Consider the following 17,861-nt stretch of genomic DNA (forward strand, 5'->3'; position numbering starts at 1 on the left):
GACTGGCAGAAGCAGTGTGTGTATTTGTATTGACAACCTTTTCTGCAGGGATACCAGATGTGGGCTTGAATAAGGAATGAGTGGATCATATGGAAAAAGGGGTATTGTACAGGAAGATTGACAAAAATAGAAAAGACAGGAACAGAAACCAGGGTGGATATACGCTGGTTGAACTTATTGTGGTCATTTGTATTGTGCTGATACTGGCTGGAGGGGCAGTGTTTGGCGTGATGACGTGGATCCGGTGGTCGCAGTTTAAGGAGCAGAATGAGTATGCGAAGACTTTGTTTAGTGCGGCGCAGAATCATTTGAATGAGTATAGTGCCAATGGGCAGTTGGGGGAACTGCAGGAAGCAGTATCAGAAGATGGGAATCATGTTAAAGTTGTAGATGTTGAAAGCCTCCGGGATACGGATGGAGATAAATATGATTTGGATAAGGTATGGCCTGAAAGCAAAGAAAAAACAGATAAGGACAGGTATCGGGACGATGTGTGTTATCTGATGGGGGACGCGGATACCTATAAAATATATCAGGAATATCAAAATGGAGAAAGGCAGAAAATAGATAAAGAGATAGAAGCTTTGTACGACTTGCTTCTTCCATATCTGTATGATCCCTCCATTCTCAATGCGTCAGTCTGTGTAGAATTTACTCCGGATGACGGGCAGGTTTTTGCTGTACTATATAGCAATAAAAACAGGACATTTGAGTATGATCTGAGCAACAGCAGCGACAGCGGTTTGGTGGATATATCCGACCGTACTACCAGTGTGCGTAAAAAACGGATGGTGGGATATTTTGGTGTGGATACGCTCTCAAAAGCCACTACCACCAAGGTACAAAAACCATCTATTACAGATGTAAAACTGAATAATGAGGATACCCTGAATCTGTCATTCCGTATTAATAAAGTTAAAGAATCTATTAATGCCATGACTTACGAGATAGGAGTATGTGACAAAGAGACAAAAAACAAAAAGCTTGTTATTCAGCTGGATGGAACAAAGCTTTTAAATAAGGAGTCAGTAAATTTAAAACCAATCATCTGTAAGGTGACCCGATATGGAAATGATGGCAAACAACTGGATACAAGAGAGTACCCATTTCTTGTGTGGATGGAAGAAAATGAGACCGTCAGAATGGTTCTTGATGCGGCTGACTTAAGTGCAACCACTACATATTATAACGGAGCAATGGATTTAATCACAGCGGATGAATTAAAGTCCTCTTCTGATGTGTATGAAATATTTAGAGATACATACAGCTTTAAAAGGTTCGGGGTAGATACCGAGGATATTTATTGTACAGTAAAGGGATTAGGGACATACTATAAGCCTACTGCAAGGAAACAGAGCAACAGCACGAATACATATTTTTATTCATACAAATCAGTAGATAATAATGACAATAGTCTGACATATACATATGCCGTTTCAAATGCAAGACACTTGTATAATATCCGGTACCGTGAGGATTTACTGGCAAAAGAGGCAAAGCCGGAAGTGATTTATAATGTATATGAATTAACGCAGAATATAAACTGGAAACAGTTTATTACGGGTGGAAGTCTATATGATACGGATAATACATATAGGACTGAAAATGTCACGTCTGATACGGCAGCGGTGAAGGCGTTACAGGATAAAAAAACGGCGTTTCCATCCATCTGCCGTCTGAACAGTAATTCTGTACTAGAGAGCCGCGGGGATAAGGCGTATACCGTGAGTGGTCTTACAATAGAGGAGAAGGCGAACAGCAAATCAGCAGTCTATGGGACTGAGACGGTATTGGGTAAGATTAAAAATAAAGATAATGGTCCCACAGGCTTGTTTGTTACCAATAACGGTAAAATGAAAAATGTTTCGCTGGATCAGATTGAAGTCAAAGGGACAAATTCTGTAGGAGCTTTTTGCGGAGAAAATGACGGTGTTCTTGATCAGCTTACAGTTAATAATTCTGATGCAGAAAACAATCCAAGTACGATTGTAGGAAAGTCAGATGTAGGAGGTATTACCGGAGCTGAGACCCTTAAGGCAAAAGCAGAATACAAGAATCTGGTAAATAGAGCTGAAGTGACTGGTAAAAGGTATGTGGGAGGCATAATCGGACAAATTTCTGTAACTGGCACCAGAAAAGTCATAGTAGAGAAATGTGAAAATTATGGTGTGGTACAGGCGGAGCCCTTTAATCCCGAAAAAGGTACAGATGCAGCTTCTGCAAAATACATAGGCGGTATTATAGGACTGTGTAATAATAATACATCTCATGAGGACAGCCTACAGATTAAAGAATGCAAAAGTTCTCCGCAGTACATAATCGATGATGACGAAGACCTGTTTAAAGAAGAAAATAAAGAGAAGCTGACTAAAGAACTAAATGGTGTTTATGTAGGCGGAATTGTGGGATATAACAGAGACAGTCTGATTATTGACTGTAATACAGAAAAGGAAAAAAATCAGGAAGGATATATCTTTGGATATCAGTATGTAGGCGGTATTGTAGGGTATAATGAAAGTTCTACCATAGCACTTGATGGAAATAAAGGGATAAATGAAACAAATGTTATCGGTGATTCTTATGTTGGGGGGATTTGCGGTGCCAATACGGGAGTTTTGAATCCGGATGACCTAGAGGATGCAGAGAAAGTTCCCGAGCCTTCTTTTAAAAGAGATGAGTCAAAGATAGTCAGTAACTGGATCAATAGAGGTATTGTTGCAGCCAGAAAAAACTATGTGGGCGGTATCACGGGCCTCAATACAGGCATTGTGGAAAATTGCACAAGCGAAGTTGTGGCCGATGAAACTGCGCAGGATATAACAGATGCCAGCAGCCTTAAAGGAGATTATGCAGGGGGGATTTCAGGTTACAATAATGGAGTTATCACTGCAGATACTAATACGTTATCAGGGCTGATCAGCAGTGATGACAGGATTTCACTAGTCTGTTATATCACTGGAAAAAACTATGTGGGCGGAATCGTAGGTTATAATGATGTAGATGCAGAAGTTAATAATTATGCTCTTACTGGAGGACATATTAAAGGAACCGGTACATTTGTAGGAGGATTTGCAGGGATAAATGTATCAAAATCTCTTCTTGCAGGGCAAATAATAGAATCAAATCCAAATGAGATTACGGGAAAATATTGTGTGAGTGGTACAATTGGCGGTAATATCATAGTGTCTGATGAAGATATCTATACGGAATTCAACTCTGATAATTTCCTGGGGAATGTAGACGCGGATGCCTTTGCAGGAGGATTTATCGGGTATAACTTGATTATTGGAGGAAGTCTGGAACAAGGGATACAGTATGTAGATTATGTGGTAGACACGATCCTTGATTTGGCAGAGAATAAAAGCCTGGAAGAATTTGTAGATAGTTTTGGTGATATAAAAACAGAGCCGACAGATGCCAGATTAACAATTATCGGTACAGAGGAAGAGACAATTCAGCAAATTCGTTTCGGTAGCCTTGCCGCAGATGTTTATGTGGGGGGCGTTGTGGGATATAATGCGGAAGACACATGTCTTACCATCAGCGGAGTAATCAACAAGACACCTGTGGAGGCAAGGAAAACAATACAGAATCCTGATGAAAATGAGGATCGACCGGATGCGGACTATTCTTATGCAGGTGGAATCATTGGCAAGGTGGGGAAAAACGTACAGGTTATAAACTGCAGAAATTTGGATGTGGGTGATGTTACTACGGATGGAACTTATCTTGGTGGAATCTGTGAAATTAATGACGGCACTATTGAGGACTGTTATGTATCCAGTATTGGAAGTTCAGATAAAAGTTTTGTAGGCGGTATTGCGGGATTAAATAAAAGTGACGGTTTAATTCAGAATTGTAATTTTACAGAGGGAAAAACAATAACTGGTAATACATATGTAGGTGGTATTGCAGCTGAAAATTATGGTGTGATTAAAGAACCCTATTTATTCAATGGAACCATTAATGCATATGGAAATTATGCAGGGGGTGTAGCGGGATATAATTACGGAGTATTGGATTTACAGGTAGAGATTGATAAGGGATCTATAGACGTTTTTATGAATGCTTATGCATTTATAGGGTCGTTGGGAAGGTATACAGGGGGACTTATTGGAGCTAACAGCGGTCAGATTCTTACAAGTGCAGGAAAATCCAAATTTACCTTTACTGGGAGTGTAAGCGGTGATGAGACTGTAGGTGGTATCGTTGGCAGCAACAGTGTTAATGAACTGGTGAATCTAAAGAACGCATCATCCGTTACAGCAGTAAATGGTGCAGCCGGGGGAATAGCAGGAGAATCGTCATCCTCTGTACTAAGCTGCCACAATGAGGGATATATTCTCGCTACAAAAGCGGGAGATGCAGGGGGAATTGTATCTGTAAATGAGCAGGACGGTATTATTAAAAAATGTGATGATCGAGGGGAAGTAACAGCAGCCAATGGTGACTGTGGTGGTATTGCGGGCAGCAATGCAGGTTATATTGGGGATAGTACTGTCAGCGCAGGGATTAATTTTGAAGGCCAGAAAAACGCAGGTGGTATTGCCGGTGTAAACCACGGTATCATTCAGAATGTTGAGGTAAGAGATATTACAGTTGCGAATGCACCTGACAGTTCAGCAGGAAATATAGGAATTGTAGTGGGATTTAACAATGGAACCCTGGAATGGACGTCTGATATTGTGGCTGTTGAAAACAGCAAAGCCTATACATATGTTTCCGGCAGTAATGTAGGAGGTATTGCAGGTAATAATAAGAACAGTATAGCAAATGCAGTGATCAATAATGTTGAGATGGGATTTGCCGGAAATAATGCCACCTATGCGAATATGGGGGGTATTGCGGGGATCAATAACAGTGTAATCTCAACATGCACCGTATATGGTAATATAACCGGTGATATGGGTGGTGCAGATACCGGCTATGGAGGAATTGCAGGAGTCAATAACAGCAGTATATCAGACTGCAGCTATGAGGGCAGCCTCCTTACTAATGGTTCTGCAGATAATATTGTAAATCTTGGAGGCATTGCGGGAAAAAACAACAGTTCAGCATCTATTATGCGATCCTTTGTTGGTATACAGAAGACAACCGTTATTAAAACGGGAAACACCAATGGGAACGCGGCTATGGGATACGTCGGCGGGCTTGCAGGGTGGAATCTGGGAACCGTGCTGGACAGTGATAATTATACTAATTCTACAGCCAGTGTTACAATTGAAAACTATGCCGGCCATACGGGCGGTATTGTTGGATATCAGGCGGAAGGTGCGGTTGTTGGTGGGGAAGCAGATAATATTCTCTCTACTGGCCGAAAATGGTCTGTAATATCTAGGTATTATTCCAATGATGCTGGAACCGGTGGTATTATAGGGTATAGTGCATCCGGTCAGGATATCCGTTACGTGAGTAATTATGCAGGAGTATCAGCAACATCTACGGCCTCTAATGTTACTGCAGGCGGAATGATCGGGCGTATGGAGAATAAAGAAAATAATGCTATGAGGATTGAGTATGCTCATAACTATGGTTCTGTAAATGGTATGCTCAGCGGTGGCCTGATCGCCAGGCTTAAATACAAAGGAGCTACGTTTATAAATTCCACCAATCATGGGACAATTAAGGGCTCTAATGGCAGCGCGGGTCTGGTTGCCTCTTTCTATAGGACAGATAGAGGTACTTCCGCAGTCTTTGACAATTGCGGTAACTATGGAAATATTGATGCAGGAAGCAGCAGTGCAGGCGGTATTACGGGGATCGCAGATAGCGGAAATGATAGTGACCTGAAAGTAATCTATACAGATTGTGTGAATGTAGGCTGTATTTCCGGCGGGACAATAGGCGGGATATCAGCCAGTGGAAATAAGGAGGAGGCTTACTTTTACCGCTGTCGTAATTATGGTAACTCTAAATCGGATGCTTTTGCTGGAATCGTATCTGCAAACTATAAGGTTATGCAGGATTGTATAAGTATCACCAATAAAAAGAATCTTACCAATAAAGAAGGCGGAACAATCCTTGACTCTTACTATCTGGGGAGCGGTGAAATTCCGGAACCACCACAATATGATGGCGTGTATTTGTCAAATGTAGACCACAGCGGAACAATAAATACTGGTAATCCGGTGGAAAATCTGTATAGTCTGGATGAGAGCAGATTTGCCTTTAATACCGCCAGCGAGCAGAAATATGCGGCGTTTTATTTTAAAAATTCGCCAGCACTCACTAACTTTGGCGTTTTCTGGGCTAATAACGGTGAGGCAGGTGTGGTTAGAAAATATCGGTTTACCGTGTCATGCAACAGCAGCGCCAGATTCCTGACAGCTGAGGGGACTTGGTCAGATGATCCGAATCAGGCTTACATCTTTACCTCATATGGAACAGACTCTTACAGTAAGTCCTATTGGAGTACCGATTTAAGCGGAGATATGGATATATCTGATATCAGACTGGAGGTGGTATCAGTCCGAAGCGGTAAATTCTCTTCTTCCGGAAAATTTGAAGACAGTGATAAAAACGGAGCAGATAACACTAATGTTTGTATTTATGCGGTCAGTGCGTCTGCGGAAGTGGATAACAATATTTCTACATCAGATGCTGTATATGAAGCAGAAAGAAATTATCAGGCGGCAAAAACCGAAAAAGAGGCTATAGATAATGATGTAGTTGAAAATCAGAAAAAACTCGATGATGCAAAAGAGGCCTATGAAAAGGTGAGATACCAGACAGACTGGGAAATTTCATATGGCCCTAAGGGTAAGGTGTCGGTAGACACAGATATAAATAACATATTTAAAAATTTATCATTGGAACAGTCAAAATGGAATCGCGGCATTCTGAAGACGACAGAAAAAGAACAAGGATTCCAGATTATCCTTACAGCGCCCGAGGGAGGGAAAGCGGTAGACGGGCTGAAAATTCTGTGGGCTGGAAATGCCAACAATGACAATAGTAACATTCGTACTTATAAATATACAGTGACTTTCCATTATGCAGATGATACTTCGACAGAACCTAAGGAGATAATATCACAGGGCTGTTTTTATAAAGCCGCATTAGAAGAGGATTTGACAGCATATCTGGATAGAGATAAAAGTATTTTGTCTATTGAAATTAATATATCAAGTGTAACAGAGGGCCAAGGGGTTGTAAGAGAATATGCCTGTCTTTGGTATATTGATATAGCCAATGCATGCCCTGAGAAAGGAGTGTATGAAGATGCACAAAAGGTATATGATGAGTTACTGATAAAACAGAAGATGGTACAGAACGAACTGGAAGACAGAAGAGCTGAACTGGAAGCAGCAGCCTATTATACAGGAAGCATCAGCGGTATCAGTGCCTGTACGAAATGGAAAGAACCGGAAATGGATACACCATCCGATACGGATTCTCCATACGGACATAAAGCTGTTTCTGGTAAGGCAGATGGTTTATATGTTATTCAGGGTTCAGAAGCTATTGGTTCTTCACATTTTAAAATTTCCGGACTTCAATATGATCCCACATCCGGATTTAACGATTTTTCTCAGACAACAACGGGGAACAGGTATAAAGTATACGCAGAAGTGGATGAAAAGGTAAAAGAATATTATACGAAAGGAAAAGAAACACCTGATGGAATACAGAACAATGTAAATATCAGTAATGCGGAGGGCGTTCTGAAATTTAGCTGGATTCATAAAGGAAGAGATTATTATGCTGACCAGATTGTATACAGAGTTACCAGAACTGATGGTGTAGTGGAGGAATACTTTACAGAACCGATTACCGTATCTTATGGAATCCAGACCTACTCAATGAATATACCTGATAACTGGTATAATGCGTCCATTGAAGTATTTGTCAGATCTGTCAGTGGACAGTATGTACCTGGGGATTATGATTCACTTGTTTACGGGCCTGAGAAAGAAAGATTGCAGGATTATACATCTGCTTGGGTAAAAGCAGAAGGTGTTGTACAGCAGCCTCAAGCCGCACCAAAGGTTCATTTGGAACTGGAAGCCTATGATAAGGAAGAGAAAACAGGCACGTATAACTATGTGGCAGTATTGGAGAATAAGGACGATTACAAGGGAGATAAGGACACCACAGTTATAGTAAATATCAATGGTAAAGAACATGAGATAAAAACCAGCGACGGAAGATCAGCCGGTTTTACGTTCAACCACAATGAAAACCAGTTAATTACCACTTATGCAAAGAAAAATGATAAGTATGCAGAATCCATTAGAGTAACTGTTCAGTCTGCTTTATATGGCGGTGAACAGATGAATGGAAACGATTATGTGGTGACAAAATTTAACGACTTCTATGGAGATCGTCCAGGCAATCTGTATAATCAAGTGACCATGGACAGTGCAGATGGCAAACAGACTGAACTGTATATGAATTCTGAACTGGTGATCAGCGATTATCAATTTAAAAATGCTGATGGTGAGCATGTCAAGACCTGTGATGTGTCTGTGGCTTATGGAAATTCCCATGTGACGCAGTTGGGTGGGACTATGACCAGTAATCTGAATGATCTTCCATCGGATTTGTTGAATTACGGAAATATTACAGTGAGAACCTATCCATGGCAGAACCAGGCGTTTATCTGCTGGTATGGTCATCCGGTAAAGAGCGGTATTACACAGACGGAATTGATATCTTATATGGATGGCAGTGAGCAGCTGGTTGATAGTGAAAGATTAGAACAAGCCGTGTTTACAAAGGATGGTCTTTCATCCGGATATGTTCTTCGTTTAAATGCAAATGAAACCTATGATATCATCTATAGCGCGGTGCTGGCTAACACATCTACTTACAGTATGCAGATAGATGAAAAGGTGTATAGAGTGTCTGAGGGAAAGGTATCCTCAGGAAGTTATGTAAAGAAGATTCAGCCGGTTCCATCCATAGAGGAAAGTAATCCACTCAGTGAAAATGGTAAGGAATACACTTTTATCTGGGATAGAGGGTTTGCAGAGGAAGATGCTGTATACGAGGCTGCATTGTCAGGTATTACATCTGACGGTGTGAATGTCCTTCTGGATACTGTAACAGTAGATAAAAATGTAAAGGGAAGCTATCAAACCGATGAGCAAGGGTACTGGACATATACATTTGAGGACACAGAGGAAGTCTGGAACTATCCGAGGGTTTCTATTTCCATACTTAGAGTTGGAACGCTCATTGACAAAAAGACAGAAAAGTTTCCGGTATCTTCGTCGGTTCTGTATCCTATAAAGCTGAGATTCAGCCAAATTTCCAGACCGGTTGTCTCACTTCACAAAGGGGTGGGTGGAACACAGAAAAATTCATTGATTTATGATGTGCTGTGGAGCACAGTGCCTTCTGAACAGGAACGGGAAGAAGCGGCGTCTTATGAAATTATTGTCAGGCCTTCAGATGCAGGTGCGGCATTGGTATTTGAATCTGTGGAGGAATGTAAAGAAGCTCTTAATAAGGCAGAGAAGCTTTATGAGTGTAAGGAAGATGTAAAAATAGTGGATGTTGCGCAGGACAGCAGGATGTATACGTGGACTGAAAATATCAACGGAGCAGATGTAGAAAAGAGTATGTTACTGACCTGGAACATGGACGAGAAAACACTGAATAAGAATCTGACGGAAATCTGGACGTTTCCTGTTTTGGATGTTGAAAAAGGTGCTGGTAGTATCAAGAAACTACTTGATTTAAATGATTACGAAAGAAATGAGGAAATTAGTATATCTGTTCGTGCATTGTCTGGGGACGATGCTGAAATGTATCGTGACGGACAGCAGGGTGTTGCCAGGGAAATTACACTTCCGGACCGTTTGATCGTACCGGATATGGCAAGTCTTATAGGAAGACCCGAGTATGCGTATCATGAAGAAGGTCGAACGGATACCTATGTAACGCAAGAGGATTTCAAGGAAAATGGAATAACTCTTATTATGGAAGATACGGACGATAATTACTATCAAGGTAAATATGAAATAGCGGTAGCAGTTTACGAGAATCGTCAGGAAGAAGAGTCAGACAGAAGAAGTCCTGGGGATGCACCAACAGATGACCAAACGGATTCATACTGGAATTCAGGCGCAATTGAGACATTGATCAGCAAAAGCGACGAAATAACAATGGATGGTAACTTTAACAGTGCGTCCTATCAATTAAAAGGTATGAGTACAGCATATGGAGGTAAATGGCTGAAAATTGTTATGAGAAGTGTATCTGACAGTAATATCAGCTCATGGTGGACAGATGAGGACGAGACGGCAGAAGGGACGGTTAATTATAAATGGATTCGGATTCCCCGTTTACAGACAGAGGAGCCTGTTCTATCTGAAGAAACCGCTTTTGTATATTATGATGCTGAGGAAGAGGAATGGAGCTTTGAGCAACATGATCCGAATGATATCCCAGCGGAGCAGACAGAGCTGAGATTTTCTCCGCAGAAGTATGGTGACGGTTACCGAATACAGAGAGTACATACAGCTTCAGGAACGGATATAGATCCAAATACAGAATATCTCAAATACGATACGGATTGGATTTATCTTGAAGCAGCTGAGGACGGAAAGCTTGATATTTATTGTAATTCTTCTTCAAACGATTTCGGATCTGAAATCATGCAGGATGATGGACATATTTGTAAGCAGGATATAACGGCAGATTATGTTGGAACAATCGAGGAAGGAGGGGAAGCTGTAGAGCTGCCATTAACGGAAACAGCAATTCAGGATGCTGACAGTTCAGGCAATATATTCAGAAGCAGTACAATTCTTAAATGGGAAACAGGTTCAGAAGGAAATGCATCTTATTTCAGGCTGATTCTACCCGATGTGGAAAAAGTACTTGAATATACTGATGATGCTAACAGGTTTACGGCCCAGGTTTCTGTTCAGTCAGTAGTGTTGGACGAAAATATAGAAAGATATGAAAGTTCTAATATATCTAATTGGTATCAATTTAAGATGGATGAGTCTTTCTGGGAGAGAAATATATGCTCACTTCAAGACTACGGTGAAGGGCCTCGGGTTACAGGCGAGTTGTCCGCATCCGGCTATTCTGGAGTTGCATATCAATTCGCTGCTGATTCAGAGGATTGGTTGGTATATCAGGTTGAGGTAACTGACTCACAGGGTAATACAGCGGATATAAGATATTTAAGCTCATACGGAGTAGGTATACGACCAAATGTGAGAACACTCCTGACATTGGAGGATGAGATATATTCAAAGTTTGCGCCTACGAACGGAACGGTATATTATATTTCTCTGCGTGCTGCTTACATCTATGGAGACGGCGGGGGAATCAGTAAATGGTCAGATTGGACGGATGCTCAGCAGATACCGAAACTGCAGCGGGCAGAAGAAGTCAGGACAAATGAGTCAGCCGTGTCAATTAAGGCTATTGTTACAGACTTTTCAGGGGCTGTTACAGAGCTGGAAGCAGAAGGGCGGAAAATACAGTGGGAGTTTGATCAGTACACGGATACTAAAATAACAGGGTACCGGATACAGACTGTATCCGGTGCCTGGCTGGAAGTATATAAAGGAAATGACGGTGTATGGTATTTAAGAGATGAGGAGAATAAAGAGGTTTTGCTTTCTCAGAATCAGATAATAAATATAGCACCTGTATCACTGTTGGACTCCGGGGAGGGAGCCTACGCCTTATCAGCAGATATTTATTTTGAATGCCGTACAGTTAAGAATGGAATGGAGTTTACCGTAACTCTTCCAGAAAAATCGCTAAAAGTACAGTTAGATAATCAGGAGTTTGAATTTGTAAATGATGAGGATATAAGTGTGCTGCCCATACCTAAGGAAGGGTATCAGACTGTGGATTCATAACACTATACTATATGCATGTTAAAAAGAAGTATAGGCCGGAAAATCCAATTTTCCGGCCTCAAAAAGAAAGGGATTTGTATATGAAGAAGAGGGTATTAAACGAAAAGAAAGGATCAGCACTTTTAGTTGCCATTGCTATCATGGCAGTTATTATGATGCTCAGCCTTGCACTTTTGCTGGTATCTTATTCTTTGTATTCAACGGCCAGAAGACAGCAAGACACAGAGCAGTGCAGGGAGATGGCGCAGTCGTTGAGCCGGAGTCTGGAGTATGAGATCACCATTCCGCCAACTGCGGCTTATGAAGCCGGGGCGTCAGAGAAGTATCCATTATGGTTTTACCTGCGTTATAATACTTGTAAGGAAAGCTGGCCGCACTATAATAGTGAAGAAAGAGGACATACATCAGAATATGCCTATAGATATTTTAATGCTTCCGTTGAAGAAGATACAGAGCCAGGGTTAAAAGAGCTTATGGATAATATATCAATATTAATTTATTGGGAAGGGGAGGTGGAGACGGTGGATTATAATGATACCCAGCTCGTAGTGTCCGTGACCTGTGGAAAAGGGAAGATCAAGAATACCATCGTATCACGTTATGAACTTACTATAACCGAACCAGATAATGTGGAGGAGTATCAGTTCTTAGAGGGAGAGGACAATGCAGATATTAATCCTGATAATAATACAATTAAAGTGGATGATCTATGGAATTGGGACTTAAGTGAGCGTGAATAAGGGAGATTTTGGATGAGAAAAATATTACTGAAATTAAAGAACAAAGTTAATTGGATAGAGGGTTCCACTATGATCGAAACATTAGTTGGTTTTTTAGTAGTGGTTATGATGATGCTTATGTTTTCAAAGGTGGTATCAGTTTCTGTGCATATGCTTAATTCTACACAAACAGTAATAGATAAGTCAGAATTGTTTAATGAAAAGGTTTATTTAAAAAACAATACATGGAAAACTGCTGGTATGGATATTTTTTATACTATTGATACAAAGAAAACGAATACTAAAAATGGTGCAAAGGAAATAAAACTTAAGCATTACTTAATAGATACAGGTGTAAAGTATTATTATGATATGTATGATACAAGACTTAAAATTTTTTCATTCTATGTAGCTGATCTCGATAATAAAGAAAAAAATTAATATGAAATTGAAACCTGAATCGCGATCTGCATAGCAGGAGAATCCGGGAGTGTATATGAAACAGGTAGGACAGAAGAAATTTTTTAGGGTATCTAGAAAAAAAGTTAGAAATGCTCTTACTGATAGAAGAGGTGTTACACTATTAGAACTGATAGTTACTTTTGCACTTATCAGTTTATTTGTCGTGCTTTCATGTCAGGTAATGGCCTCTGCAATGAATTTGTATCATAAAATTCAGGGAATCAACTATGGAAGGCAAGTTTCAGATACTTTGATGGATAAGATTGTTGGTGAAATAGCAGGGGCACAAGTGAGTATAAAACAGATACACGGGGAGGGGCCAGAGAAATCGAGTACTAGCTCAGAATACACTTTAGTTATAGATGATGGTGGAGCTAAGATAGATTTATATGATGGTACTGGCAGCCATATTTATATAACTAGTGATAAATATAAAACTTCCAATATAAATCAGTTGATCATCCATTATTATCGAGTTGAAACAACGCAGGAAGGGAGTGAAAAAAAGGTTATTTATGAGCCTGTTAACTGGACTTTTGATGAAAATGTATATTTGGGTTATGAAATAGATAAGCTGCAGTTTTCGCTGGCTGATCCAAGTGGCGAAAAATATTTACCAAATGTGATTAAAATTGATTTAACATTAAAGCATCAGCAAAATAAATATAGTAATTATTCAGCTACTAGATATGTAGAATGCTATAATTTTCAGAGTAGTGATGACTTTGATAAAATTCATGGTCCCGGAACAGGGAATGGTAGTTCTCAGGGCCCGCAAGATTCTGAGACAGAAACTTTCCCCGGAACAGATATTGTAGTTGGAAACAGTTATTGGCCCACTGAAGAAGAGATAGCACAGTTGAAGGATGGGGAAAATATAGATATAAAAGCAGGTGGTATCTTTCAGTATAAAGATGGAAATTATTATATTGTTAATAAGGAGCTTAATTTAACTAAGGACCAGGCAAGTAGTGGTCCGGGTGGGGACGCGTACAATTGGTTTTATACTCAAAAACTTACTGGGAACATAGTAGTATTTGAGGAAAATGAGCAAAAATCCAATCTGCAAAGGGGGGATTTGTGTAAGGTGGGTGAGGAATACTTTGTTTATATTGATGGAGGAACGTGGGGGGATAGTCCTGCTGTTAGTTCCAAACAATGGTATAAAATACCATAATATTTCATAAAATCATAAGTTTTGGGAATAGGATTTCTTATGGCCTCGTCCCCGTTCATCGTTCTTGCTTTAGTGACAGATATCAAAAATTCGTAATATTGAATAAGAAATTTAAAGGCTGTTGCACATGCTGGCAACAGCCTTTAAATTTTTCAGAGTTTCAAATATAAACACCCCATTTACAATAAACAACCATAGGTTATTCATTGATAAAATACTTACAAAAATCCATCCACCCCCAACAAGTATTTCTTATATCTTTCCTCATACCGCCCCCCGCACTTACATGGCAAGAAAGCAGTCTGGATATGTGGTTCCCAGGAAGTGATACACCCACAGTATTTCCCTGCCAGTATGGCAGCCCCCTGGCTGACTGCTTCGGGCTGGGCCAATACTTCTACGGGTTTCCTCAGAATATCAGATTTTAACTGCATAAAGACAGCTTCCTGGGATAACCGGCCTGCGACCCGGACACGGGAAAAAGTAATCCCTGAAACGGCCTCAGCACTTTGCATACGTCGTTTGTATTCAAAACAAAGCCCTTCCAATACGGAATAGCAGAGGGATTCTTTTGTATGAACATCCTTTAACCCGGTTATAGAACCTGAAGCTTTTGGCGCCTCCTGGAGCCCTCTCAGATAGGGAAAAAACAGAGGGGAATCCAGTGACTTCTCAATAGCAGAGCCTGCAGCCGCAAAAAATTTTGGAAACACAGGCTCTTCAAAGAGTAAACGGGCCATCCACTCAATAGAGAATCCGCATCCCTGTATGGAGGAAAGGTATCTCTGTTTTCCCTGAACATAGGGATAAAATCCGATTCCACATGAATGCAGTGCCTTGCTTTCGGGGTGGCAGCCGGTAAAGATGGAAGTTTCAGAGGTGCCGAGAGAGTCTAACACTACATTGTTTTCTCCAATACCCGCAGCAACCGACGCGCTGGCGTGGTCGTGGCCGGCCAATATTACGGGAATTCCACAGGGCAGACCGGTCAGAAGGGATGCTTGTTTCGTAACATTTCCGGGAGCGGTTCCTGAGGGGATAACAATGGGCATCTGTTTTTCTTCCAGGCCGCATGTTGAGAGCAGTTCCTGTGACCATTTAAGACGGGAGATGTCAAACATCATGCTTCTGGATGCAAGGGAGAAATCTGTGCATAGATTACCTGTAAGGCGCGAAGCCAAATAATCCTGTATAAATAAAAAGCGGTGTACCTTTCCAAGAAATTCAGGTGTATTTCTCTTCATCCATAGAAGTTTGGATAATGTGAATTTGCCGCTGGGAAGCTGTCCGGTCAGAGTATAAAGTCTGGAGTCTCCGTATTCTCGGGCAAAACCGGCGATCAGATCCTGACCCCGCATATCATACCATGCGACCGCCCGGTCTAAAGCATTTCCATTAGAGTCTACAGGCACAACACTTTCTCCAAATGAAGAGATCCCCACAGCCACGGGTCTGTATTCAGGGGTAAGAAGCTCCCTAAAGCTGCGGCACAATTGTGTGAAAATCTCTTCTGCGTCATATTCAGAAAAAGAGGGCTGGGAGTGGTAAGTCATGACCCTGCTGTGTTTAATGGCAATCAGCTCACCCTTGAGGGTATAGAGCGCAGCTTTCAGGTGAGTGGATCCTGCATCAATTCCAATCAATACTTCTGTTTTCATTTGTTTTCCTTTCTTTTCTGTAATCCTGATGCCGACAGACGGCTGCGGCTTGGGACTTTTTCCTTGCGCAGTCTTTTTCGTTCAATTGACGTTAGTTCTGTCTGCAGGGAATCGCACGGTCACACAGGTTGCGGCTTTGTTGGATTGGATATCAATTCTGTAATTGTCTCCATAAAAATATTCCATCTGTTTTGTAAGATTTAAAAGTCCTATGCCGGGGTGGGTGCCGTTTTTTAAACTGGAGCGTATTTGCGCAAGGCGTTCCTTTGAGATACCTGTACCGTTATCTTCCACAGACAGTTCCATCATAGCACCGAGATCTTTTCCTGATATATGGATCAAACCGTTTTCCGGTGTTCCGTGAAAGCCGTGTTTAATAGAATTTTCTGCCAGTGTATGAAGAGTAAATTTGGGAATACAACAAGGCATAAGGGAATCAGGAATATCTATTTTAATATCCAGGTTGTTTTCAAATATCTCACTGCACAGATGAAGATATTCTGATACACGTTCCAGTTCACGGCATAGAGGAACCATATCATCGCTGTCATCATAGATGTTATAACGGAGTTGATTGGACAGAGAGAGGATGATGCTGTTTGTCTTTTCCTTTGACCCATAAAGATTTTCTGTCTGAATGAGCTGAAGGCTGTTAAACAAAAAGTGGGGGTTGATCTTAGATATCAGGATCTGGTTTTTGGCCTTCTGCAAAGTTATCTGCATCTCCGTCTGCCGGTCATTTAAATCTTTGATATCCTTTAGCAGTAAATTGAAGTTATTGGCAATAAACAGTAGCTCCGTATATCTGTAGTTGCCATTCAGCAGTTTCTGGTCCGCAGCGGCAAGCCCTTTCATATCGGTGACAAGAGAATGTATTGGCCGGTTCAGATTCCTGGATATGTATAAGGTGATAAAAAGGTTTACCGCCACAAATAAGATGACAATAAGAACGATGCACTGCAGGAGCAGGGAGGTTTCTTTATTAATGTCAATATTAATGGAACAGAGAACATTGCATGCAGAGGTTTTGGAGGGTAGAAGCAGTAATATAGGCTCTGCGGGATTTCCCTTTATAGGTTCCGTATCGTCCTTGATCAGTATAGCATCCTCTATATGAGGGAAATTCTGTCCCTCATCTCCTCTTTTGCTGTGAGCGATAATTTTATTTTCCTGATTGGTAAGAACCAGATCTCCGTACTGGGAGTGGTAACCATTCAGAACACTGGTCCAGAAACCATCCAGGCTGATCAAGTAAAAGACTGCGCCAACTTTTTGCTGCAGATAGTTATATACAGGCTGGCTGATTACAACTACAGACTCCCCTTGGTTAGAAGAATAGGGCTTATAGAAATCTGTCTGCATATAGAAAATATTAGTTGGGGAATTCCGGTCATATCGTAATGCATTCTGATACCATTCGGTTTCCGGAAAAGGATATTCCATATTCATCCCCCAGCCTGACTCACGGTTTACAAGAAGTCCGTTGTCCATCACAATGACAATATCATGGATATCAGGGTGATTTTCACGGGAACTTTTAATCGTATCCACAATACGGGTTTCGTATTTTATGGTATTGTCGATATCCCCCCGTTCATAACATTGTGAGGCGCTTATTAAAATATCATTTTCTGCGATAGAGTTCAGGATTGCCCTGTGGGATGTCATATAAGTATCAAAATTGTATCGGGCCTGCTCCATAATGGTGTAGGTATACTGATAGGAAGAGTCAAGAATTATCTGTACCGTATTTTTATAAAAAATTGCGCTTGCCCCAAATATCAGTATCATATTACAGAAAAAAAAGAAAAAAGCAAATTTATAGATAAAAGATTTACTTTTATCGGAAAAGTATTGCCGCATTCGTTTTTTAAACGTGGTTTTCAAATGTTTCCCTCCAATATATTGTGATGTAAATATATCCTATCATAATGACTATACAGATTCAATTAATTACGGGATGTACGCAATATATTATTGTTTAATTGCAATAAATTCTATTAAAAATAGATAA

Annotated in this window: 6 protein-coding genes; 4 read left to right on the forward strand and 2 right to left on the reverse strand. The window is 40.7% G+C overall.

The window, feature by feature from the left end:
- The first annotated feature begins 89 nt into the window (after positions 1–89).
- The 4 genes from CI595_RS14830 to CI595_RS14845 all read left to right on the forward strand — a co-directional run bounded on the left by CI595_RS14830 (position 90) and on the right by CI595_RS14845 (position 14,189).
- Positions 90–11,831, forward strand: a complete 11,742-nt coding sequence (locus CI595_RS14830) for a prepilin-type N-terminal cleavage/methylation domain-containing protein (RefSeq protein WP_095174417.1) — start codon at positions 90–92, stop codon at positions 11,829–11,831.
- 80 nt (positions 11,832–11,911) lie between these two features.
- Entirely contained in the window at positions 11,912–12,571 is a 660-nt protein-coding gene (locus CI595_RS14835) for a hypothetical protein (protein WP_147737728.1), read from the forward strand.
- A gap of 12 nt (positions 12,572–12,583) precedes the next feature.
- On the forward strand, positions 12,584–12,991 hold the full coding sequence (locus CI595_RS14840; protein WP_095174419.1) for a hypothetical protein: 408 nt from the start codon (positions 12,584–12,586) through the stop codon (positions 12,989–12,991).
- A 55-nt stretch (positions 12,992–13,046) separates the two neighbouring features.
- Positions 13,047–14,189, forward strand: a complete 1,143-nt coding sequence (locus CI595_RS14845) for a hypothetical protein (RefSeq protein WP_095174420.1) — start codon at positions 13,047–13,049, stop codon at positions 14,187–14,189.
- A 218-nt stretch (positions 14,190–14,407) separates the two neighbouring features.
- On the opposite strand, the gene CI595_RS14850 is transcribed toward CI595_RS14845, so the two are convergent.
- Positions 14,408–15,847: an FGGY-family carbohydrate kinase gene (locus CI595_RS14850; RefSeq protein WP_095174421.1), complete on the reverse strand. Its 1,440-nt coding sequence runs from the start codon at positions 15,845–15,847 to the stop codon at positions 14,408–14,410.
- A gap of 81 nt (positions 15,848–15,928) precedes the next feature.
- Positions 15,929–17,734 carry a cache domain-containing sensor histidine kinase gene (locus tag CI595_RS14855; protein WP_147737729.1) on the reverse strand — a complete coding sequence of 602 codons (1,806 nt, stop codon included), beginning with the start codon at positions 17,732–17,734 and terminating at the stop codon, positions 15,929–15,931.
- Positions 17,735–17,861: the final 127 nt, after the last annotated feature.

The sequence above is a fragment of the Blautia hominis genome (assembly GCA_002270465.1).
In the GTDB taxonomy this organism is placed as follows: Bacteria; Bacillota; Clostridia; order Lachnospirales; family Lachnospiraceae; genus Blautia; species Blautia hominis.

Excerpts from the sequence above, each read along its gene's own strand:
- CI595_RS14845 (WP_095174420.1), top strand. The coding sequence starts at position 13,047 with ATGAAACAGGTAGGACAGAAGAAATTTTTTAGGGTATCTAGAAAAAAA.
- CI595_RS14830 (WP_095174417.1), top strand. The coding sequence starts at position 90 with ATGGAAAAAGGGGTATTGTACAGGAAGATTGACAAAAATAGAAAAGAC.
- CI595_RS14840 (WP_095174419.1), top strand. The coding sequence starts at position 12,584 with ATGAGAAAAATATTACTGAAATTAAAGAACAAAGTTAATTGGATAGAG.
- CI595_RS14835 (WP_147737728.1), top strand. The coding sequence starts at position 11,912 with ATGAAGAAGAGGGTATTAAACGAAAAGAAAGGATCAGCACTTTTAGTT.
- CI595_RS14850 (WP_095174421.1), bottom strand. The coding sequence starts at position 15,847 with ATGAAAACAGAAGTATTGATTGGAATTGATGCAGGATCCACTCACCTG.